Here is a 20,424-nt window from a genome sequence, read left to right on the forward strand (position 1 = left end):
CGGTGTGTTGTAGATCAATCCATAACTAAACTGTGACCCCTACTCGCTAAAATAAGTTCGATAATTACATTTCACAACCTAAGAACAGACGTGCAGGTTTTAGAGCAAGAGGCTTGTCCTGTTATTTTATAAAGGGAGAAAATGCCTCTAGGCTCATTAGCTCTTTCGGGTAGTAAGTGATGAATAAACGTTCTCTTCCTTAAGCATTTACTCTTTGTAACATGGTATAATGAACAAATGAAACTAATTATAAATGTTTAGTTTATCAAACATTTAATAGGGACTGGACACAGGGATCGGTCTAGTTAAAGGAAGGTATCATAATGGAAGAGAATATAACGAGAATTGAGCTAAACGGCAAGGAATACATACTGATTGGGACTGCGCATGTTTCAAAGCACAGTGCAGAGCAGGTCAAAGAGGTTATTGAAGCAGAAAAACCAGATTCTGTTTGTGTTGAATTGGATGAACAAAGATATAAATCGATCACGGAAGGCAGCAAATGGAAGGAAATGGATATAATTCAGATTATAAAAGAAAAAAAAGCTTCTTTACTTTTAATGAATCTAGCTATTTCTTCTTTTCAAAACCGCATGGCAAAGCAATTCGGTATTAAAGCGGGCCAGGAGATGATTCAAGGAATTGAATCTGCTAAGGAAACGGGCGCAACTCTTGTATTGGCCGACAGAAATATTCAAATAACGTTCTCCAGGATATGGGGCAGTATCGGCTTGAAAGGGAAGGCTCTCCTTCTAAGCCAGATTATCACCGGCATTTTCAGCAAGGACAGCATATCTGAAGAAGAATTAGAAAAAATGAAAAATCAGGATACGATAAATACCATACTGAACGAGTTTACTGAAACATTTCCGCGCTTAAAGGTGCCTTTAATTGATGAGCGTGACCAGTACCTTGCACAAAAGATTAAAGATGCACCGGGAGATAAAATTGTCGCGGTACTCGGTGCAGCCCACGTACCGGGAATAAAAGAAGAGATTAAAAAGGAACAAGATATGAAGCGTCTGACAGCCCTTCCGCCAAAATCTAAAGTTCCAAAAATCATTGGCTGGTCAATACCAATCCTTATAGTGGCGGTTATTGCTTATACTTTTTATGCAAATCCATCAGCCGGTCTTGCCCAGACCATCAGCTGGATCCTGTGGAATGGTTCCTTATCAGCAATCGGAGCAGCGATCGCCATGGGTCATCCGCTAACAATTTTAACAGCATTTATAGCTGCTCCAATCACATCACTAAATCCGCTTCTTGCAGCTGGCTGGTTCGCTGGGATTGTACAGGCTTATATCCGACGCCCAAGTGTAAAGGACTTTGAGAATCTTACAGAGGATGTCTTTAGCGTAAAGGGGTTTTGGAGAAATAAAGTTAGCCGAATTTTGCTGATTGTAGTGCTGGCAAACCTCGGAAGCACACTTGGGACAGCAATTGGCGGAGTAGATGTAATAAGAGTGTTTTTGGAAAACTTATAAACCTAGAATTAATAAAGTATATATCAAGGATGAAATCTAATCGGTTTCATCTTTTTTGGCGTTTAGAAATTGATAGGGTGTTTGATTCCAGCGCCTTTGCCCGTTTCCATACGATAAGTCAACAACGAATTGCTTCCGCTCTTCATGATTTGTTTATCTCAGTCGTGCGCTTGCTCTTTTCTTTAAAAGGCTGCAATCATGTTAACAAATGATTGCAGCCTTTTTAATAAGATTAAATTTGACTAAACCGAATTAGGCAGAGGTGCATTCATGAGAGGGAAGCTGGTAGTAGGTGGTACTGTAGAGATGGATCGCTCCGTAAGCTGAGCATGTCTTAATATGCTCTGAAGTTACTTCAAGGACCTTTTCTCCTTGTTTGATTGGAATAAGGTTAGCCTTCTTCAACGGTTTGTACACCTCCTGTTATTAGGTTAGAGGGTTTCACTTTCTTCCTTCCTCTTATTAAAAAGTTACTAATCGTTCTACAATCTGTTTATATTTATCTATACCTGCGGGAGAAGAAGTTTAAACTCTTTTTTGGGGAAAGGGAATAAATACAGAAATCAAAACTTCTCACATTAAAAAATAAAGTGTTCTTTCCTTGGAAATTGGTTACTATTAAACAAACTAGGCTTTAATTCTTCTTAACAGGAGTGAATCCATGAAAGAGCATGAGTTTGATGAAAGACTTAATATAAAAACTGAAGAGAAGCAAGCTGGATTCGGTAAAACCTTACACTATCATCGCTATGAGCCAACTCCCTATTGGGCACTCGGGAAATTGTTTGATAAATATGCACTCGATGCAAGTGACCGGGTTGTTGATTTTGGTTCGGGAAAAGGCAGGTTAATATTCTATATTAATTATTTATTCAATGCTGAAGTTACCGGTATTGAACTCAACGAGGTATTGGTTAAAGAAGCCATTATTAATCGGGACAGTTACCTGAAGATAACTAAGAAGAACAAGGATAAAATTACGTTTCACTGCTGCAAGGCTGAGGAATATCAGATTAAACCATTGGAAAATCGCTTTTATTTTTTTAATCCGTTCTCCTTACCGATTTTCATAAGAATTTTGAACAATATATTGATATCAGTGGAAAATTCGAAACGGCAAGTAGATTTAATTCTATATTATCCATCAGAAGAATATATCTATTATTTGGAAAACAGTACCGTATTTGAATTACATAAGGAAGTTGTCTTGCCAGAGCTGTATGATCACGATTCAAATGAGAGGTTTTTAATCTATCATTTGGGATATTAGTTATACTTCACTTTTAATCACTCTTTCTAACGTCTGAACCTTTAATAAATTATTCACAATACAAGCATCTTTATTAAAAGAACTCAAATTATAATGAATATAAGAATTGAGAAAGACATTTGAGGAGCGTTCTTTTATGAAAAAACGATTGCTTGGCTTTTTATTATGTGCCGCTTTAGCGGGCTGTTCAGGTGATGAAGAGGCTGTTCCCCACGAAGGGAATGAGGAAAGGTGGGCTTCAGTTGAAGGTAACCTTGAGGGGACCATCGAAAGATTGAGAAGTAACAGTGCACTTGTTCCGCTCGGTGATGTTCAAATCCCAGAGAATACTCCCATGACCCCCGAACTAATAGAATTGGGAAAGATCTTATTTTTTGATCCGCGCCTCTCAGGTAACAATGAAGTCAGCTGTCAGACTTGTCATGATCCTACATTGGGATATGGCGATAATAAGCAGACTTTTGACAAGTATTCCGGGGGAGAGGGCGCCAGAAACAGTCCGACGATTATTAACTCTGGTTATTATACCAGTCTATTTTGGGATGGACGGGCTGTTTCTTTAGAAGAGCAAGCTCTTGGGCCGATTGAAAATCCTGATGAGATGAATCAGCCACTGGATGAATTGATTGAAGAGTTAAAAGGGATTGAAGGATATGAAGACCTATTTTTATTAGCATTTGATGAAGGGATTACCGAAGAGAATATTTCTAAAGCATTAGCTGCCTTTCAAAGATTAGTAGTTGTCAAGGATACTCCCTATGACCAGTTTCTTCTGGGCGAAACGGATGCCTTAACTGCGGCGGAGATTAAGGGCTTGGATTTGTTTACTGGGAAAGCCTTTTGCAGTACTTGCCATAATGGTCAGAATCTCTCAGATAACAACTATTACAATATCGGTATTAATACAAAGGATGAAGGCCGTTTTGCAGTAACAGGTGAACCAGGGGACTTAGGCAGAATGCGAACGCCTGGACTTTATGGAATTACACACACCGCACCTTATATGCGGGATGGCAGTTTGGCAACGCTTGAGGAAGTAATTGAATATTATAACCGGGGCGGAGACGGCCACCCTAATACAAGCTTTTTCATACAGCAATTTATGAGTCCATTAAATCTTTCAGAAGATGAACAAGCCGATTTATTATCATTTCTTCAAGTGTTAGGCGGAGAGCCGCCAATCTTCACTAAACCGGTTTTACCCGGAACGGATTAAGTCAAAAATAGTATAAAAAAAGGGTGCACGAATAGCATATCTGCTACCATACACCCTTTTTTATTTTACTACGTTTCCTTTAGCAGGGATTGGATTCTCCTTAAGTAAACGGGCAAAATGAATTAAGTTATGGGCCATAATTTTGGTATGCTGCATTGTAAATTCATTTTGCTGGCCATTAGCTTCTATAAATGAGGCACCTGGGCCAGCTTCACCTACCCAATAGGTGTCAACATTGGGAGGAATGGTGAATCCTATATGGGATAAAGCATAAATCAGAGAGCGGGAAACTTGTTTAGCTCCGTCTTCATTACCGGTGACAACAACTCCACCAACCTTGTTGTAAAATAAATATTGACCTTTTTCGTTCGTTAGACTGCTGCCGCCATAAAGCCGCTCAATAACTTTTGTCGCCATACTACTTTGTTGTCCCAGCCAAACAGGCGATCCTACAATGATAATGTCTGCATCTTTTACTTTTTCGAAAATGCCAGGCCATTCGTCTGTCTCGTTAACAGATTCAGCTGTAATCCCATAACCAATGTCAAAATCTGCCATCCTTAGATTCTCTGTAACTACTCCGTTTTCTTCAAAAATCTTTTCAACATGGTTAATGAGTGCCTGGGTATTTGACTGTTCGTTGCTTTGTTTTAGTGTACAGTTTAGTACTAGTGCTTTTAAAGGCATAAGAAATTCCTCCCATTTGGCAACTAATTTTCCTTTTCCCTCTTAAAAAGTATAAAAACACAAAAAGAAGAGCAGCTAATCCAGCTGCTCTAATAATAGTTCTTTTGCTTTTTCAATAAATAACTTGGTGGCCATCGAAAGCGTCCGGTTTACATTATAGACAAGGTAAAAATATCGTTCTTCGGTAAAACCGTCTATTTGATGAGTTGCAACAAGAGGATTAGCGGCTGAATACTCACGAGAGGCGATCTCAGATATAATGGAAATTGCAATCCCTTGTTTGACAAATTGGATTAAGCTTTGCCCGCAGTCAGTGTAGGCAATAACATTCAATTGATCTTTTGATATGTTGTTTTTCTTAAAAAATTTTTCAAGAAGGGCGTTTGTTCCGGATTCTGAACCTCTTAAAACCATTGGATGCCGAATAATTTCGTGAATATTAAGAGGGCTTCTTATCTTCATATGACTAGGTGATACGAGCACCAAACCTTCTTTTAACAAAGGAATATAGCACAGTTTCTCATTGTCATACTTTTCTCCGAGTATACCCACATCTACTGCCCCGCTTAAAACTTTTTCAGCCACGACTTTTGAAGGGGACTGGTTGATATGAAAGGTTACAGAGGGGCACTCTTCCCTAAAGAGCTTCACCATATTAGGGACAAGAAACTGTCCAGGAACAGAACTGGCTGCAATCCTGATGTCACCTCGTAAATCCTTTAGCCCCACATTTAAATCCAGCAGCGCTTCATCTTTTAATAATAAAAGCTTGCGGGCCCACTCATATAAGCGCTGTCCGGAAGATGTAAGGATGCTTTCTCTCCCGACACGGTCAAAAAGAGTGATATTTAAGGACTTTTCCAATGAATGTATATGTGAGCTGACCGTCGATTGGCTTAATGAAATATCATCGGCAGCTTTGGAAAAACTTTTATGCTCCACTACCTTGGTAAAAACGTAAAGTTGATGTAAATCCATAATATCCCTCCATCTATTTATAAAAACGATTTTCTATATAGAGATTAATAGATAAAACGAATTAAAATAAGGATACCATTTTGAAGGGGAAATTAGAACCTAACTTAGAGGGAGTGGATGAAAGCTTCAGGTAAAGATAGCTTCTTTTATGCAAGTACAATCCTTTATAAAGTTTCTAGAGTGTTTTGCGAAAAGAAGTCCTATAGAATGAAAAACCCTGCACACTTTGCGGCATGCAGGGGATTGACTCTGAATTAATTGGAGTTGAACTTAAACTGTGACCTTTGTGCTGCCAGATGTTTCAGTTTGCTTGTTGAACATTTTCCGGATATATGGGATCACCCAGCGGTCAAGTCCGAAGCGGCCTGCATTGTATCCAGCAGCAAGGATGATGAAGCCAAGGAAGATGTCAGTAGGGTTATGAGATACTGTTCCTGCAAGGAAGAAAGAGAAATTCATTACAAGTCCGAAGAACATTGCTGCAGTTGTCAAGCAGCCAAGCAATAGGCCAAGTCCTACAAGGAATTCACCCCAAGGTACAAGGAAGTTAAACAAAGCGATATTCGGAAGTGCAACACCTTCAAGAAAAGATACATACCATCCGTAAACCATACTGCCGTCTGGCCCTTTGACAGGATTGGCCACTGCATTCGCCAAGTATCCAGAAGCATCAAATCCTCCCGTGATCTTGCCCCAGCCTGCTGTCATCCACGCGTATCCAAGATATAACCGTATGACTGTTAAAATGCCTGCTGCAATGTTGTTTTCTCTTAATAATTGATTAAACATGAAAGATTCCGCCTTTCGTTTTTAAGTTAATTGATTGTTTCTACACTTCCAATATATACCGTGGAAGTTCTTTTAGGAATAGGGTTTAGAAGCTGTTCACAGAACGTTAAAGTCTTATTGACAAAAGATTGAACGACCATTTGTTTAGCAGAGCAAGGAACGATCGAAGGTACCTTGATGTATTCGTAATTAGTAAGTTCGATTTGATGAACTTTGGGTACCACCCCTTACTTTACAAACATAAGGGATGGTATCCAGTTATGCTGTAGCCTTTTCAGCTACAGCTGTCTTTTTATTAATGGTTTTGCGGATATATGGAATTACCCAGCGATCTAAACCAAAGCGGCCTGCATTGTATCCAGCAGCAAGGATGATAAATCCAAGGAAGATGTCAGTAGGGTTATGAGATACTGTACCTGCAAGGAAGAAAGAAAAATTCATTACAAGACCGAAGAACATCGCGGCAGTTGTCAAGCAGCCAAGCAATAGGCCAAGCCCTACAAGAAATTCACCCCAAGGTACAAGGAAGTTAAACAAAGCTATATTCGGAAGTGCAACGCCTTCTAGGAAAGATACATACCATCCGTAAACCATACTGCCGTCTGGGCCTTTGACAGGATTGGCAATTGCATTTGCCAAGTATCCAGAAGCATCAAATCCTCCCGTGATCTTGCCCCAGCCTGCTGTCATCCACGCGTACCCAAGATATAATCGTATGACTGTTAAAATGCCCGCTGCAATTTTGTTTTCTCTTAATAATTGATTAAACATGAAAGATTCCGCCTTTCGTTTTGTTTAAATATTACTTACTACACTTACAATATATAAGATAACAATGGGGAATTAAATAGGTTTGTGAAATAGTTCACAATTTGTTAATAGCTTATTGTCTAAAAATTGAACGACCAAGTTTTTTAAAAGTCTGAGGGTTTTTTAAAATTTATTGAGCTAGTTTTTTATAAAAAAAACCTCCTAAAGATTATATTGAATAGTAGGAGGCGTAAGGATGAAGTTTTACTTATACAGGAATTTTAGTGCTTTCTGAAATACCTACTCGTTTGTTGAATGTTTTGCGGATGAAAGGAAGTACCCATCGATCCAGTCCATAGCGGCCTGCATTGTAGCCCGCTGCTAGGATAATAAAACCAAGGAATATGTCTGTTGGGTTGTGAGATACTGTACCTGCAAGGAAGAATGAGAAATTCATCAAAAGACCGAAAAACATGGCAGCTGTTGTTAAGCAGCCGAGCAATAATCCAAGTCCTACTAGAAATTCGCCCCAAGGAACAAGGAAGTTAAACAAAGCAATATTTGGAAGTGCAACGCCTTCTAAAAATGATACATACCAGCCGTAAACCATGTTGCCATCGGGCCCTTTGACAGGATTGGCCACTGCATTAGCCAAATATCCAGAAGCATCAAATCCCCCTGTGATCTTGCCCCAGCCTGCTGTCATCCACGCGTACCCGAGATATAATCGAATGACTGTTAAAATGCCTGCTGCAATTTTATTTTCTCTTAAAAATTGATTAAACATAAAAGATTCCGCCTTTCCATTGGTAATTGAATAGTTAGTTACTACACTTACAATATATACCACGTTAATGATAAGTTGTTTGATTGATCGGTGTGTTCACAGAACGTTAAAAGCTTATTGACTAAAAATTGAACGCCATGGTTTTTAAGCGCAATTTTAATCAACGAAAAAAGACGCTAAGCGCGTCTTTTTTCATCCGTTTCAGTTTACCCTTTTACCACCGGTGTGCCTTTGCGTTACTTAACAAAATTCGCGTAGTCTTGGACACTTCAGTTTGACCATTAATTTGAGACTTTGTATGTTTTCTTCTTGTCCAAGGATGGTGAAATAGCTCAGAGTGCTGATCTAATTGATCTTTGTAACTCAATGCAATCACCTCACAGGCAGGATAGTGAAACGTTGTTGATATTCATTTTGAATATCAACCTTATCCTTCTTATATCAAATACAAAATATACACGTTTTTGGATTTAAGAGGGCTTCTATAAATTAAATAAGAACCAAGATAAGGCAAGGTATTTCGAATGCTAGCAGTTTACCCTGTTTAATTGTCCCTATTTTTAGGGTAAATAAGGATCTTAAAAGTAAAAGTGAAAAAGGAGATACACCATGAGAAACATAGTGTTCTTGCTGCTTGCTGCGCTTGGCTTTGCAATAATCCTGATATTTACCGAATATGGCTCGTTTCCAAAAAAACAGACAGAAGTGAGTAGCATCGTCGCTTTTGGAGACTCACTAACCTATGGTTATGGAGATCACCAAGCCGGTGGCTATATCAGTGTCCTTAAGCAAAGATTAAATGAAAACAATGAAGAGAGAATTTATACCTTTAAAAATAACGGTGTTTATGGACTTGAGAGTTCAGGAGTTTTAAAGCAGTTCGCTGAACCTATTGTCATCAGCGAAATAAATGAAGCTAATTATTTGATTGTCTTCATTGGCACAAATGACTTAATTAATTCTAATGGCGGAGACTTAAACCCCTTGTTTCCCGAAAGGATTGAACAGGCAAGGAAAGTATACATTAAAAATATGAAAGAAATTATTAAAATCTTAAAAATTGAAAATGATTCAGCCCCAATTCTGCTCTTGGGACTATATAATCCAGTTCTAGAATCAGAAGAAATTGAAAAACAATTTGATCGATGGAATAACTCAATTGCTGAGTTAGCAAAGGGAAATGACAGGATTTATTTTATAAACACGAATGATTTATTTAAAGGGAAACAAAAAAAAGAGTATTTTCATGATTCACTTCATCCCAACCACAAAGGATACAAACTTATTGCCGAAAGGGTATTGACTAAATTTGAATTTAAATAAGGTGGATGTTTTCAAAACACAAATGAATCCCCCTAGAACTAAAAAATTGGTAGAATAGGAGAAGATACAGCAACGAAAGGAAAATCTACTGTGAAGGCCAAAAAGCTGGGTAAGTTTTTAGTTAGTTTATTATTTTTACTAGTTTTATTACTTCTGCTATATCAATATACTTCTGCCCCGCATATCAATGAAGATGTGCCTTTGCCTGATCAGCTGCATCCTAAAGTGGCAGAGAATAGGGATATCTTAATTCAAGAAGGTGCAGAGAAAGGAATACAAATAATAATTACCGATGGGTTCAGAAGTAAAGCAGATCAGGACAGATTATATGAACAAGGGCGGTCAGAGGACGGAAATATTGTTACGTATGCCAAAGGAGGAGAGTCCTATCATAACTTTGGACTTGCGATTGATTTTGCCCTTTTATCTAAGGAAGGAAAGGCTATTTGGGACATGAACTATGATGGGAATGGAAATGGAGAGTCAGACTGGATGGAAGTCGTGGCTATAGCTAAAGATCTTGGTTTTGAATGGGGAGGAGACTGGAAAAGGTTTAAAGATTATCCCCACCTGGAAATGCCATTTGGATTATCGATCCACGAGCTGCAAAGAGGGAAGAGGCCTCCTGGGAGCGACGTCCTAAAATGATGTAAAATTTATATAAAAACTCTAGTGGTTTATTAATTAAACCGGCTAGAGTTTTTTTGAACTTAACTTGGCCTGGGCTACGCCATTACTTGCTAAAGCTGCGGACTGTATAATAGTTATTTCAGGTTGGATAGAGAGACCTTTGGCTGCGTTTTTTTAGACTTGAAAAGCTGCTTTAACAGAAGTCTTGGTCCACCTAGAACGAGAAGGTATCTCGCTTCAATCACTTGCTTTAATAGTGCTGCAAAGCTGCCTGTGACTTTTATATCACCCACTTTACCAACTGCTGCTCTGTTTCCAATTGAAGCTACCGTTCCTTTATGGTGATATTCAAATGCATGGAGTTTTTCACCGCGAATTACTGATACCAGATTCTTTCCGCAAAGCTGGGCTTGCTGGATTGCAACCTGTGCAGTTGGAGGAAGCGGTGTATTGTCTTCCTTTAGAAATAAGGAGGCATCACCGAGACAGAATATATTTGTGAATCCATGGACTTTCAATTCCCTATCTACTCGAACCCTTCCCTTTTGGATTGGTACACCTAGAGTTTCAAGAATCTTATTTCCTCTGACACCACCAGACCATACAAGTGTTTTAGCCTCGATCTCTTTTCCATTATCAAGCTTAATGATGTCACCTGTATACTCAAGGATTTTAGAAGAAGTCAATACTTCAACTCGATTCTTCTTAATATATTTTGATGCGAAGGCAATTGCTTCCTCGGCAAATCCTGGCAGCAGAGTATTAGAGGCTTCAATGTTAATAATCCTAGTTTTTTCCACAGGTATGTTGTAGACCCTGCAGAGGTTTGGCATAGCCTCAAACAGTTCTCCAATCATCTCAACTCCTGTAAACCCTCCTCCAGCTACCGCAAAAGTTAATCGGCTAGGATCCTTGTCCTCTTGATAGGATGAAAATTGTTTAATAATATGGTTTTGGATTGCTTTTGTACTTCGAAAACTTCGTATCTTAAAAGCAAATTCTTCGATACCAGGTATACCAAACGTGTCAACATCAAAACCAAGCGTAATTAATAGATAGTCATAATCTACTGTTTCGCCTGATTCAAGCATAACAACTTGTTGATTAATATTAAGGTCCGTAACGGTGCCGCGTTTAAAATCTATTTTCCCTTTTGACAAAAGACTGGGAATATTTAAAGTGTTTCTTTCGTCAGTTGCGGTTCCTGCCCCGGTTTTATGCAGCTGTGTTGCAATATAATGGTAATCATGTTTATTGATTAGTGTCACTTCTGCTTCGTCTTGTTTTAACAGTTTTTCTAATGTTCGGCTGGTTATTAAGCCCCCGTAGCCGCCTCCAAGAATAACAATTTTACTCTTCTTCATTTTTAACCCCTCTTTCTTCATTCAAGCCATAGTTTACAAATGTGAAATAATTCACAATACGAACCAAAAAATATAGAGCTGGCTGCTCTGGAAGATGGTTATTTGTGAAAACATTCACATTCATTTTCTCTATCAATAGATTACGATAATAATTTAATTTAAGCAATAATATCTAGGAGGAAATTATGGCGGAAATCTGACAAAAGGAAGATAGAAGTTATAAACAAAGCGTAGGCTCTCGTCTCACTTTGGCCAATACGAAGAGGTATGACAGTATAGGGGAGAACGCAAAATACTAGTTGCTGGGCGTGGGGCACGCATCCGTTTATCGAAAAAAAACACCGGCTATAAACCGGTGCAGGGTTATTAAAGTTCTAGTACTTCACCAGAATGATCATTGCCATTCATAAATCGTACCATTGAAAGGTCAATTTCAAGCACTACATAATCTGGATCATCAGGGCTTTCAATCCATGGTTTCATTTCTTCGTTCCAAAGTTTTTTCTTTAATTCCTGATCTTCATTAATCACAGTCTTTCCTTCTGCTTCAACGTATGCATCTCCACGGCCATCTCCGTTATAGCCCAGCAGTATATGAACATAAGGATTTTCTTCAAGCTCTTCTACTTTATAGGTTTGCTTGCTAGTTGGTGTATACAACTTTAAATCATCATTGAAAAAAGTCATATACCTTGAATGCGGCTTATTTTTTTCAACTGTGGCTAATGTCCCGACATGATTGTTTTCAAGTACCTTAAGGACTTGCTCCTTTAGACTTTTCTGATCCATATAATCGCTCCTTTCACAGCTCTACTTATTGTGTCCATATTCAGCTGAAAAATTTATCTTAAAAATAAAGGATTCTTATCTGTTGTTATCAAAATCTTGCTTATATTTTTTTTCTGTAGATGACTGATCCTTTGTATTTGGTCCATCTTTTTCTTCTTCTTTTTCCATATTTAAATCTTCCATTGGTATTGAGTCAACTGTCTGCTCGCTTTCGAACTTATCAAATAAACTTTCTTTTTCAGTTGGGTATTGTTCTGGATTATCCATGGATTTGCCTGTCGTTTTCTGATTCGAATGTTTTTCTTTTCCTCCCATACGTACACCTCTCTCTCTCGGGACTAACCAAGATTTTTTATGTTGGCAGGTAAGAGCATGAAGTAGTTCGATCAAAGGCGGCCGATAATAATATTATCAAAAGTTATTTTTGCAGGCTATTTAGTAATTAGTATTTTTCTCATTTTGTGGGGTTTCTGGCTCTCGTTCTGGTTCGATATCTTTATGACTTTGTTTCTTTTCCTTTTGTTCAATAGAGTCATTTTTGGTTACTTTGGATTGTTCTTTCACCTTGAGTCCTCCTTATAGTGTATTAATAGAGTTTTACCCTCATTAGCAGGTGAAAAAACAGAAATATTGTGCATTCACTAAACATGTGCGTTCTCTCACTATTGAAAAGGGCTTAGGAACTTGTCTGGTCTTCCCTCAACCTTCTTTTCGTTGAGTCATTAAAATAAAGAACCCCCCTATGGTTATATAAACCATTATAGTATAATGTTTCCAATAGACGAAAAATTTTACTAGCTTACGATATTGGCATGAAGTTTAGAAGAAAAAGAAACTCACTAGCAAAGTAAATTGGAGGTCAATATGGTTTCAGAGCAGATTTTAATTTTGTGCTCCATTTTATTGAATTTTGTCTTTTTTTATTGGCTTTTGCGAACTAAAATTCGCACAGATCAAAAAAGGACACACGTTTTTCTGTCCTCAATAACAACTATTCTCTATTGGGGTTCCATCTTTTTAATGTTAAAAACGTTTTTAAAATTGGACTTTGCAGAAATGGTAGGTCTGAAATGGGTCCCGCTGTTCTTTCTTACCTTTTTATTATTCTTTGGTGGATTTAGCCGTTTAACAAGAATTGAACACAGTATGAAATCAGTTCATTTTTTTCTTTATAGCATAGGTTTGGGGATAGGCTTCGTGGCAATAGAGAGTGTTTATTTCATAGCGGTCTTATCTTACACAAGTATCAGCGGGTTTGTGCTGGGAGTGGGAATCGTTCATACAACCACTTCTATGTTTCTAACCCAAAGAGTTATTCAGCAGATTAGAATTGATCAGTATATTAATAGAAAAAAAGTGGCCAATTCTTTGTTGTTTTTCGTGTCATTAATGATTGGCTTAGTGATGTTTGGTGCTGTGTTGACTGTTGGTGAAGCATTTTTCATCAGCGGAAATTCCTATTTTTTTATTATTGAATTTCTGAGTTTACTGCTTTTGATTTTCATTACAATCGGCTATGGGGAAAAGCAGTATACGGAGAAGCAACAAGAAATTATTAGTAAAAATATTGAATTATCCTATTTAGCACACCATGATCCCCTGACTTCTATGTATAACCGTTTGTTTATTCAGAATAAAATGGAGGAACTGATCGAAGGTGATGAACGATTCAGCTTGCTTAATATTGACCTGGACCATTTTAAGCAAATTAATGACTTTTACGGGCATCAGTTTGGAGATCATGTTTTAAAAATAATTGCTGATCGTCTGAACCTTAGTCTTAATGACGGAGATATGGCTGCAAGGCTGGGTGGAGATGAATTTATTGTTATTTTTAAGGAAATGGATTACAAAGAAACGATCCAAGAGTTTGCGCAAAAATTAATCTCCTTATTTTGTGAGCCCATTTACATAGACCATTGTGTATTAGGTGTTACGTCAAGCATAGGAATAGCCAGTTACCCGGAGGATGGATCGAACTTGGATGATTTGCAAAAAAAGTCTGATATGGCTATGTATAATGCAAAAGGCAAGGGAAGGAACAGGTTTTCTATTTTTGACAAACAGATGGAAAAGGACAGGCTGTCAGAACTTCAATTAAAAGAAGATTTATCTAGGGCGCTCAAACGGAAGGAATTTCTTCTGCATTACCAGCCGCAAATTGATTTGAAGTCTAATAAAATAATCGGGTTTGAAGCACTAATCAGGTGGAACCGCCCCAAAATGGGTATGGTTTTGCCAGATCAGTTTATTAAAATTGCTGAGGACACAGGTCTTATTTTGCCTATTGGCCAATGGGTTCTTGAAGAGGCCTGTTCCCAAGTTCAGAACTGGAATAAAACATATGGAGAAAGCTTTAGGATTTCGGTTAATCTGTCTCTTAAGCAGTTTACGAAAAAGAACCTCTTGGAGTCTATTTCTAGGGCTTTACAAATCAGTGGTCTTCCAGCAAATAGGCTGGGCCTCGAGATCACTGAAAGCACGGCAATGGAAGACACGCTTTATACAATGGAAGTGTTAAAGCAATTAAACCTAATGGGAGTTCATATATCAATTGATGACTTTGGAACAGGATACAGTTCTTTGAATTATTTAAAAGAATTCGATATTCAAAGCATAAAAATAGATAAATCATTTATTAAGGATCTTGCTTCAAATAGAGATGATATCTCGATTGTTAATGCGATCCTGTCTCTTGCAAAAAACCTTGGTCTAAAAGTCGTTGCCGAAGGTGTGGAAGCAGGGGACCAAGAAAAACACCTCATTCAGCAGGGCTGTGATGAAGCCCAGGGATTTTTCTACAGCATGCCGCTGAATGACACACAAATAAGTAATTATATCGACCGTATGTTAATAAAGAGGTAGCTATTTGCCAGACCATTATCTTTCTTACATTAATTCTGCAGTAAGATTCATCTTTCTATAAGTCCTCAGCACCCATTTATTTGCCTCATCCTAAATTAGGATTGGGCTTTTTTTACGTTTCGTAATCCTTCTTAATTTTTGGAAAATCTGATTGTCTTTAACTCTGAATTGCCGGTTCAATCGATAAGCCGCTCACCATAAACATCTTCGTTCATAGGCTAATAGAAAAGGCCAGTTTTTGCATTGTAATATGTAGCTTTGAGGAGGAGTGACATGATAACCATTAGGATGGCAGGTCAACTGGGAACGCAGCTGCCTGCGAATCTAGAGGGGAAGCAAAGGGAGATTTATGAGGAACTGGAAAAAAGCAGTGAAACATTCATTTATAACACTGCCAGGGATTTAAGATTTGAAATAATCCTGCGCGAACAAATAATAAGGGCTGCACTTTTATTAAAAGACAGCGGAGCATCATTTACATCCTTTAGACACTCAAACTTTAATCCAAGGTATTGGATTAAACGGAGTACTGGCTATCAACTAAAGCCAACAGCAAGTCCAGCAGAAGCCGTAAGAGATGTTTTTTTAAATGGAGATATTTATGGATTCGAGTGTTCCACAGCAATTGTGCTGATTTATTATAAAGCGGTTCTTGAAGTGATTGGTGATAAAAATTTTAATCTGCTTTTCGGAAACTTGCTTGTGTGGAACTGGAACTATGATCCCGACCTTGCCATTATTACCCGTCCAGGTGATGAATTTATTCCAGGTGATGTTATTTATTTTTTTAACCCAGACTACAAAAAGCCGATTTGGTATGGAGAAAATGCTGTTTATCTTGGTAAAGGGCTGTATTTCGGGCACGGAATTGGGATAGGAACTGCTGCCCAAATGATAGAGGCTCTTAATACTCTGCGTAAGGAAGGGGCAACCCAATCAGCATATTTACTGAATCAGCATAGCCGGCTGAATTTTAGATATCTCGCTCAATTTAGCAAAAACTAAGGATTTCGTAACGGAACGCGTATGCGTTCCTTTCTTAAAAAGGTAAGAAATATAAAAATTAAAAATTCGCCTTGCCCTAGCCCCTTGCTAATTTTTGTTCCAGAATTAATTCCAAACCCGATAAGAGCGACTCGAATCGCTTCGATAAACTGATGAAGTCAAAGAACGACTTCACTTTTAAGCTTTATAGATACCGATACACAGCAGTTTCACATTATGGAATTTTGAGGTATTTCAAATCGCTTTTTTATTTATCACGTTTTCCTTTATAAATAAGTGGTTTTAAGGCATAGTTTTATGAAATAAGGGAATATAAAAGGAGATGAATTATATTTTTATTAAACAAGCACTATGATTTATTTCTCAAAGGGAGTTTTTACTATGAAATTATCCAAGGTGCTCGACAGCCTTGAAGGGTGCGTGGAGGAATATTCTCTTTTACATAACCCTGATATTACAGGTATTAAGATGGACTCACGGAAAGTAATGCCGGGCGATTTGTTTGTAGCGATTTCCGGATATCAAAGTGATGGGCATCATTATATTAAAGAAGCAATTGAAAAAGGAGCAGCAGCCATACTAGGAGAGAGGATAGGAGATATTTCGATACCTTTTGTTGTGGTACAGGACAGCAGACCCGCCCTTGGAAAAATAGCAAGTTCTTATTATGGCTACCCTTCAAAGAAGCGGAAGGTTATCGGGATAACTGGTACTAATGGAAAAACGACTGTCTCTTATATTGTTAAGCATATCCTAGATACTGCAGGGCGCTCATGTTCGTTGTTTGGGACAGTAAATTATGTTATTAACAACGAAGTGTATGAGCCTGTAAATACCACTCCTGATTCACTTCTGATTCAGGAGATGATTTCCAAGAGCAATGATGAGTTTGTTGTCTTGGAAGTTTCTTCACATGCACTTGAACAATCAAGAATTGAGGGACTTGAAATAGATTATGGGCTGTTTACAAATTTATCTCACGACCATCTGGATTATCACCATAGTATGGACGAGTACTTTACGGCCAAAGCAAAAATGTATGAATACTTAAAACCAGGAGGGAAAGCGGTTATCAACATCATGAATCCATGGGGAGCAATACTTTCGGATCGGTTGAAATCGACTTCTACACCTGTGATTGAACTCGGTGAAAAAGGATCCGGGGACTTGAGTATTGAAGATATAAAACTCAATGGGGAAACTTTCTTTTCATTAAAACATGGACAAGATGTCTATGGCATTTCATTCCCTTATCCTGGGCTTCACAATGTATATAATGCTTCTCTGGCCTTCTTGACAGCGCTGGATCTGGGAATTAGACCAGAAGTGATTGTAAATGCAATGGAGAGTTTCCCTGGAGTTCCTGGGCGATTTGAAATGATGCAGCACCCAAGCGGAGCGACTTTTATAATCGATTACGCCCATACTGAAGATGCGATCGAATACTGCTTGCAGGCCGCAAAGGAACATGATGCCAATAAGATTATCCATATTTATGGGTTTAGAGGTGAAAGAGATACGACGAAACGAGAAAATATGGTCATGGCTTCAGCAGCGCTAAGTGATTCCTTTTACCTAACCTTAGATGATCTAAATGGGACTTCTGAAGAGGACATGCTTTCCGAACTGCAAGCACTAAACAAGAAGTATGGACTAGGGAAAGGGACTGTCATTGCTGATCGTACACTTGCGATTCAAAAAGCTTGGGAAACAGCAGAAAAAGGTGACTGGATCTTGATTACGGGAAAAGGTCCTGAGGAATATAAAGTTAACTTTGAACTGCCGGTATCCAGTGATAAAGATGCTCTCCTGTATCTTCAGAAAACAAAGGATGGAGAACAGGTTGTGTAACAGTATAAAACAGGACACTATATGGGGTTCCATTTTATGTGCTTTTTAAAATATGTGCGGAAATGACAGTCGTTTTAGCATCGTTAATGGTATAGAAAAAGTAAAACTCGCCATTGTTTTTTTGGCGAGTTTTATTAGAAATCATTTATATAAAACCCATTCTGAGATTAACACTCACTCCCTTTTAAATAAGATGTCTTGTCCTTAATCGAATGATCAGCCAAAAGTAAATAAGTGAATATTTTTCCGTTAAATACAAAACTGAGCTCGTTTTGGGGTAAATAGGGGGAGTTTTCCACCTATACAATGCAAAATTACCTATTTTCACGTTTTTCGAATCAAATAAGAGGAATTTCTCCGCCTATTAAACTCTATTTTCAGAGCTATTATTAATTAAGGGGAATTTCTCCGTCTATTTGTCAGATCCACCACTAGCTTAATTGCTGGCCTGTTTTATATTGCTTTTAGATGGCAATTCAAGATAGTCGGTAACTATTCCGTCTACATTTAGTTTAAAGGCCTTCTCCGCCATTGTTTTATCCTTAATTGTCCAAACAATTACTTTAAGTCCATGTTTATGGGCACGCCTGACTAGTGATTTAGTCAGGATTGAATATTTAGGGTTTAGATAGTTCACATACTTTGATAGTTTGTTTAACTCCCCTTCATTCGATGCACCTTGAAATCGTTTAATAAGCAGGCCAAGAGGGATTGTTGGGAGCTCCTGGTGAAAGTTCAGTAAAGTGTTTTTGTTGAAAGACTGGATGATAATTTCACCCTTATTCAGCTGATCTAGCCCCCGGCTTTTTAGTTCTTCAGCCATCTTCTTTTCAATTCCGGAATACAATTCTGGATTTTTTAATTCTATCAATAATCCGATCTTACCGGCGTATTGATCTAAAACTTCTGAAAACGACGGTAACCTGGTTTCAGGTTGAGGCAGGCTGCCTTTATTTCCTGCATTAAGTTTACTCAATTGCTCGAAGGTTAACTCAAATATTCTTCCTTTTCCATTGGTGGTTCGATTGACTGTTACGTCATGGATGACCACTAAATGCCCATCTTTCGACATTTGAACATCCATTTCCAGAAAATCAGCACCCATCTCAACTGCTTTATTAAAAGAAAGAAAAGTGTTTTCTGGAAAGTACCTCGCCGCACCGCGGTGGGCTACTATGAGGGGACGGGCTTTTTTCCGCAATAAAAAAGAAACTACCCTATCGGCTCTGCCTAACAAGTGAAGAAGAAGTGTTAATATCCGGATTATCAATTTTAAATAAGTCAAAGATCTGCTCCATTCTCTCGTTTCCGACCATAGTACTGGGGTTTAAAATATTTGTCAACTTGTTTATGATTTCATCTGAAAAGTGGCGAATTTCAAAACTGAGAATTGACAAAAAGGTGAACTGTGAGCCTCTTCCCCCCTTCAGATTATTTTATTGTTTAAAATAAGATTAAGGATGAATGGATAGGAGGGTGTGATTTTGAAAAGGAAAATTTATAATACACTGGAAGAAGTCATTGAACCTTCACTTGGAATTGATATAGTAAATTTGGGACTTGTATACGAGGTATGCATTAAAGAAGATAATGATGTTCAAATTGTTATGACCACTACATCTGGGGATAGCTTTTTAGCAGAAGTAATTGCCAAAGAAGTGAAGCGAATCTTAAAACAAAAACTAACGATTCTTAGGAATATTGACATAAATATCGTTACAAGTCCAAGGTGGTCAGCAGACAAAATGACTCGCTATGCCTGGTATGCACTCGAATTGCAGCCTTTACAAAACTAACCCAAATCCCATTAATATAAAGGATCCGTTTACGTGGGTAAACTTTTAATAAATACACCAAATTAAAGACCAAATCGCATATGATTTGGTCTTTATATTTCCGTTAATGGTTATCTTATAACATTCAACGGATCGAGTTTAACAAAAAATCTTAAGATAATTAGGAAACCATTTAAAAGGTTTTGATCAGTTGTTTTGACTAGCTCCTATGAACCATGATAAAAAAGGTGTTCCAGCTTGAGCTGTCCGAATGAGCCTTGGTTTAACTGGTTCTTTATTCATGCCCCTAAAGTGCCTTGCCTTAAAGATGGGCACTTTTTTTAATTTAGCGTTTCGCACATTTCGATGGTTTTGAATAGGATATATTGAGATTAAAAAGGAGGTTGGTAAGATGGCTGATGGATTTGGTTATGGCGGAGGCTTTGCCCTTCTCGTTGTATTGTTCATTCTGTTGATCATTATTGGAGCATCATGGGGTTACGGAGGAGCTTATTAAGGCTTTGCCCCCTTTTTAAATGAATTAGGGTTTTGCCACGCTCGACCGGTATAGCTCATCAGCATGATATGGCTGCAGAGTTTTAAGATTCTTTTAATCGATGTCCTGTCCTATATCACAGATACAGCTGTGTGAGACTATGTATAAAAATGATATTGAATATACCTAATGAAGGTATAATATGAAAAAAGTGCCTGAGGAATGAGCTATACCCCGTATAACGGACACTGATAAAAAAGTGTCCCTTATACGGGGTTTTTTGTGTTTCAATAGAATTATTGAGGGGACGGAGGAGTATCATGGGGAAGAATTTATATACCGATTTTCAGATAAAAGAACTT

General features: G+C 38.0%; 23 protein-coding genes. 10 read left to right on the forward strand and 13 right to left on the reverse strand.

The window, feature by feature from the left end; all coding sequences use genetic code 11:
• Nucleotides 1–320 precede the first annotated feature (320 nt).
• Nucleotides 321–1,487 (forward strand): TraB family protein, encoded by a 1,167-nt coding sequence (locus tag HRJ06_RS07260; RefSeq protein ID WP_174731194.1) that lies wholly within the window; start codon nt 321–323, stop codon nt 1,485–1,487.
• A 252-nt stretch (nt 1,488–1,739) separates the two neighbouring features.
• On the opposite strand, the gene HRJ06_RS07265 is transcribed toward HRJ06_RS07260, so the two are convergent.
• Nucleotides 1,740–1,892: a hypothetical protein gene (locus HRJ06_RS07265; protein WP_174731075.1), complete on the reverse strand. Its 153-nt coding sequence runs from the start codon at nt 1,890–1,892 to the stop codon at nt 1,740–1,742.
• A gap of 256 nt (nt 1,893–2,148) precedes the next feature.
• On the opposite strand from HRJ06_RS07265, the gene HRJ06_RS07270 reads away from it, so the two are divergent.
• Complete coding sequence (locus HRJ06_RS07270; RefSeq protein WP_174731080.1) at nt 2,149–2,757, forward strand: methyltransferase domain-containing protein; 609 nt, start codon at nt 2,149–2,151, stop codon at nt 2,755–2,757.
• A 136-nt stretch (nt 2,758–2,893) separates the two neighbouring features.
• Nucleotides 2,894–3,973: a cytochrome-c peroxidase gene (locus tag HRJ06_RS07275; RefSeq protein ID WP_174731083.1), complete on the forward strand. Its 1,080-nt coding sequence runs from the start codon at nt 2,894–2,896 to the stop codon at nt 3,971–3,973.
• 60 nt (nt 3,974–4,033) lie between these two features.
• Here the strand turns inward: HRJ06_RS07275 and HRJ06_RS07280 are convergent, their stop codons facing one another.
• The 6 genes from HRJ06_RS07280 to HRJ06_RS07305 all read right to left on the reverse strand — a co-directional run bounded on the left by HRJ06_RS07280 (nt 4,034) and on the right by HRJ06_RS07305 (nt 8,331).
• Complete coding sequence (locus HRJ06_RS07280; protein ID WP_174731086.1) at nt 4,034–4,660, reverse strand: flavodoxin family protein; 627 nt, start codon at nt 4,658–4,660, stop codon at nt 4,034–4,036.
• Nucleotides 4,661–4,735: 75 nt separating this feature from the next.
• Nucleotides 4,736–5,638: a selenium metabolism-associated LysR family transcriptional regulator gene (locus HRJ06_RS07285; protein ID WP_174731089.1), complete on the reverse strand. Its 903-nt coding sequence runs from the start codon at nt 5,636–5,638 to the stop codon at nt 4,736–4,738.
• A 270-nt stretch (nt 5,639–5,908) separates the two neighbouring features.
• Nucleotides 5,909–6,427 (reverse strand): DoxX family membrane protein, encoded by a 519-nt coding sequence (locus HRJ06_RS07290; protein WP_174731092.1) that lies wholly within the window; start codon nt 6,425–6,427, stop codon nt 5,909–5,911.
• Between the two features lie 258 nt (nt 6,428–6,685).
• On the reverse strand, nt 6,686–7,198 hold the full coding sequence (locus tag HRJ06_RS07295) for a DoxX family membrane protein (protein WP_174731094.1): 513 nt from the start codon (nt 7,196–7,198) through the stop codon (nt 6,686–6,688).
• Between the two features lie 247 nt (nt 7,199–7,445).
• A complete protein-coding gene (locus HRJ06_RS07300) occupies nt 7,446–7,964 on the reverse strand; it encodes a DoxX family membrane protein (RefSeq protein ID WP_174731097.1) in 519 nt (172 codons plus the stop codon).
• 214 nt (nt 7,965–8,178) lie between these two features.
• Nucleotides 8,179–8,331, reverse strand: a complete 153-nt coding sequence (locus HRJ06_RS07305) for a YpzG family protein (RefSeq protein ID WP_174731101.1) — start codon at nt 8,329–8,331, stop codon at nt 8,179–8,181.
• Nucleotides 8,332–8,573: 242 nt separating this feature from the next.
• Between HRJ06_RS07305 and HRJ06_RS07310 the strand changes: the two genes are divergently transcribed.
• A complete protein-coding gene (locus HRJ06_RS07310; RefSeq protein ID WP_174731103.1) occupies nt 8,574–9,287 on the forward strand; it encodes a DUF459 domain-containing protein in 714 nt (237 codons plus the stop codon).
• A gap of 90 nt (nt 9,288–9,377) precedes the next feature.
• Nucleotides 9,378–9,935 carry a M15 family metallopeptidase gene (locus HRJ06_RS07315; RefSeq protein WP_174731106.1) on the forward strand — a complete coding sequence of 186 codons (558 nt, stop codon included), beginning with the start codon at nt 9,378–9,380 and terminating at the stop codon, nt 9,933–9,935.
• Between the two features lie 116 nt (nt 9,936–10,051).
• Here the strand turns inward: HRJ06_RS07315 and HRJ06_RS07320 are convergent, their stop codons facing one another.
• The 5 genes from HRJ06_RS07320 to HRJ06_RS07335 form a co-directional block, all read right to left on the reverse strand.
• On the reverse strand, nt 10,052–11,281 hold the full coding sequence (locus HRJ06_RS07320; RefSeq protein ID WP_174731109.1) for an NAD(P)/FAD-dependent oxidoreductase: 1,230 nt from the start codon (nt 11,279–11,281) through the stop codon (nt 10,052–10,054).
• Nucleotides 11,268–11,399: a hypothetical protein gene (locus HRJ06_RS23440; RefSeq protein ID WP_277874659.1), complete on the reverse strand. Its 132-nt coding sequence runs from the start codon at nt 11,397–11,399 to the stop codon at nt 11,268–11,270. Before HRJ06_RS23440 ends, HRJ06_RS07320 begins: the two co-directional genes overlap by 14 nt.
• A 248-nt stretch (nt 11,400–11,647) precedes the next feature.
• Nucleotides 11,648–12,070: a pyridoxamine 5'-phosphate oxidase family protein gene (locus tag HRJ06_RS07325; protein WP_174731112.1), complete on the reverse strand. Its 423-nt coding sequence runs from the start codon at nt 12,068–12,070 to the stop codon at nt 11,648–11,650.
• Nucleotides 12,071–12,145: 75 nt separating this feature from the next.
• On the reverse strand, nt 12,146–12,385 hold the full coding sequence (locus tag HRJ06_RS07330) for a hypothetical protein (protein ID WP_174731115.1): 240 nt from the start codon (nt 12,383–12,385) through the stop codon (nt 12,146–12,148).
• Between the two features lie 120 nt (nt 12,386–12,505).
• Nucleotides 12,506–12,634: a 3-methyladenine DNA glycosylase gene (locus HRJ06_RS07335; protein WP_174731118.1), complete on the reverse strand. Its 129-nt coding sequence runs from the start codon at nt 12,632–12,634 to the stop codon at nt 12,506–12,508.
• 456 nt (nt 12,635–13,090) lie between these two features.
• On the opposite strand from HRJ06_RS07335, the gene HRJ06_RS07340 reads away from it, so the two are divergent.
• The 3 genes from HRJ06_RS07340 to HRJ06_RS07350 all read left to right on the forward strand — a co-directional run bounded on the left by HRJ06_RS07340 (nt 13,091) and on the right by HRJ06_RS07350 (nt 17,791).
• The gene (locus tag HRJ06_RS07340) at nt 13,091–14,935 is read left to right on the forward strand and encodes a putative bifunctional diguanylate cyclase/phosphodiesterase (RefSeq protein WP_174731121.1); all 1,845 of its coding nucleotides are present in this window, start codon (nt 13,091–13,093) and stop codon (nt 14,933–14,935) included.
• Between the two features lie 273 nt (nt 14,936–15,208).
• Nucleotides 15,209–15,940 carry a protein-glutamine gamma-glutamyltransferase gene (locus HRJ06_RS07345; protein ID WP_242035152.1) on the forward strand — a complete coding sequence of 244 codons (732 nt, stop codon included), beginning with the start codon at nt 15,209–15,211 and terminating at the stop codon, nt 15,938–15,940.
• Nucleotides 15,941–16,321: 381 nt separating this feature from the next.
• Nucleotides 16,322–17,791 (forward strand): UDP-N-acetylmuramoyl-L-alanyl-D-glutamate--2,6-diaminopimelate ligase, encoded by a 1,470-nt coding sequence (locus HRJ06_RS07350; RefSeq protein WP_174731124.1) that lies wholly within the window; start codon nt 16,322–16,324, stop codon nt 17,789–17,791.
• 436 nt (nt 17,792–18,227) lie between these two features.
• On the opposite strand, the gene HRJ06_RS07355 is transcribed toward HRJ06_RS07350, so the two are convergent.
• Nucleotides 18,228–19,076, reverse strand: coding sequence for a glycerophosphodiester phosphodiesterase (locus HRJ06_RS07355; RefSeq protein WP_174731127.1), 849 nt, complete (start codon nt 19,074–19,076; stop codon nt 18,228–18,230).
• Nucleotides 19,077–19,275: 199 nt separating this feature from the next.
• Between HRJ06_RS07355 and HRJ06_RS07360 the strand changes: the two genes are divergently transcribed.
• Nucleotides 19,276–19,587, forward strand: coding sequence for a metal-sulfur cluster assembly factor (locus tag HRJ06_RS07360; protein WP_197969874.1), 312 nt, complete (start codon nt 19,276–19,278; stop codon nt 19,585–19,587).
• Nucleotides 19,588–19,978: 391 nt separating this feature from the next.
• Complete coding sequence (locus HRJ06_RS07365) at nt 19,979–20,083, forward strand: YjcZ family sporulation protein (RefSeq protein ID WP_174731133.1); 105 nt, start codon at nt 19,979–19,981, stop codon at nt 20,081–20,083.
• Nucleotides 20,084–20,424: the final 341 nt, after the last annotated feature.

Origin of the sequence: Mesobacillus harenae, assembly GCF_013343715.1 — a bacterium.
GTDB classification, from domain to species: domain Bacteria; phylum Bacillota; class Bacilli; order Bacillales; family Cytobacillaceae; genus Mesobacillus_A; species Mesobacillus_A harenae.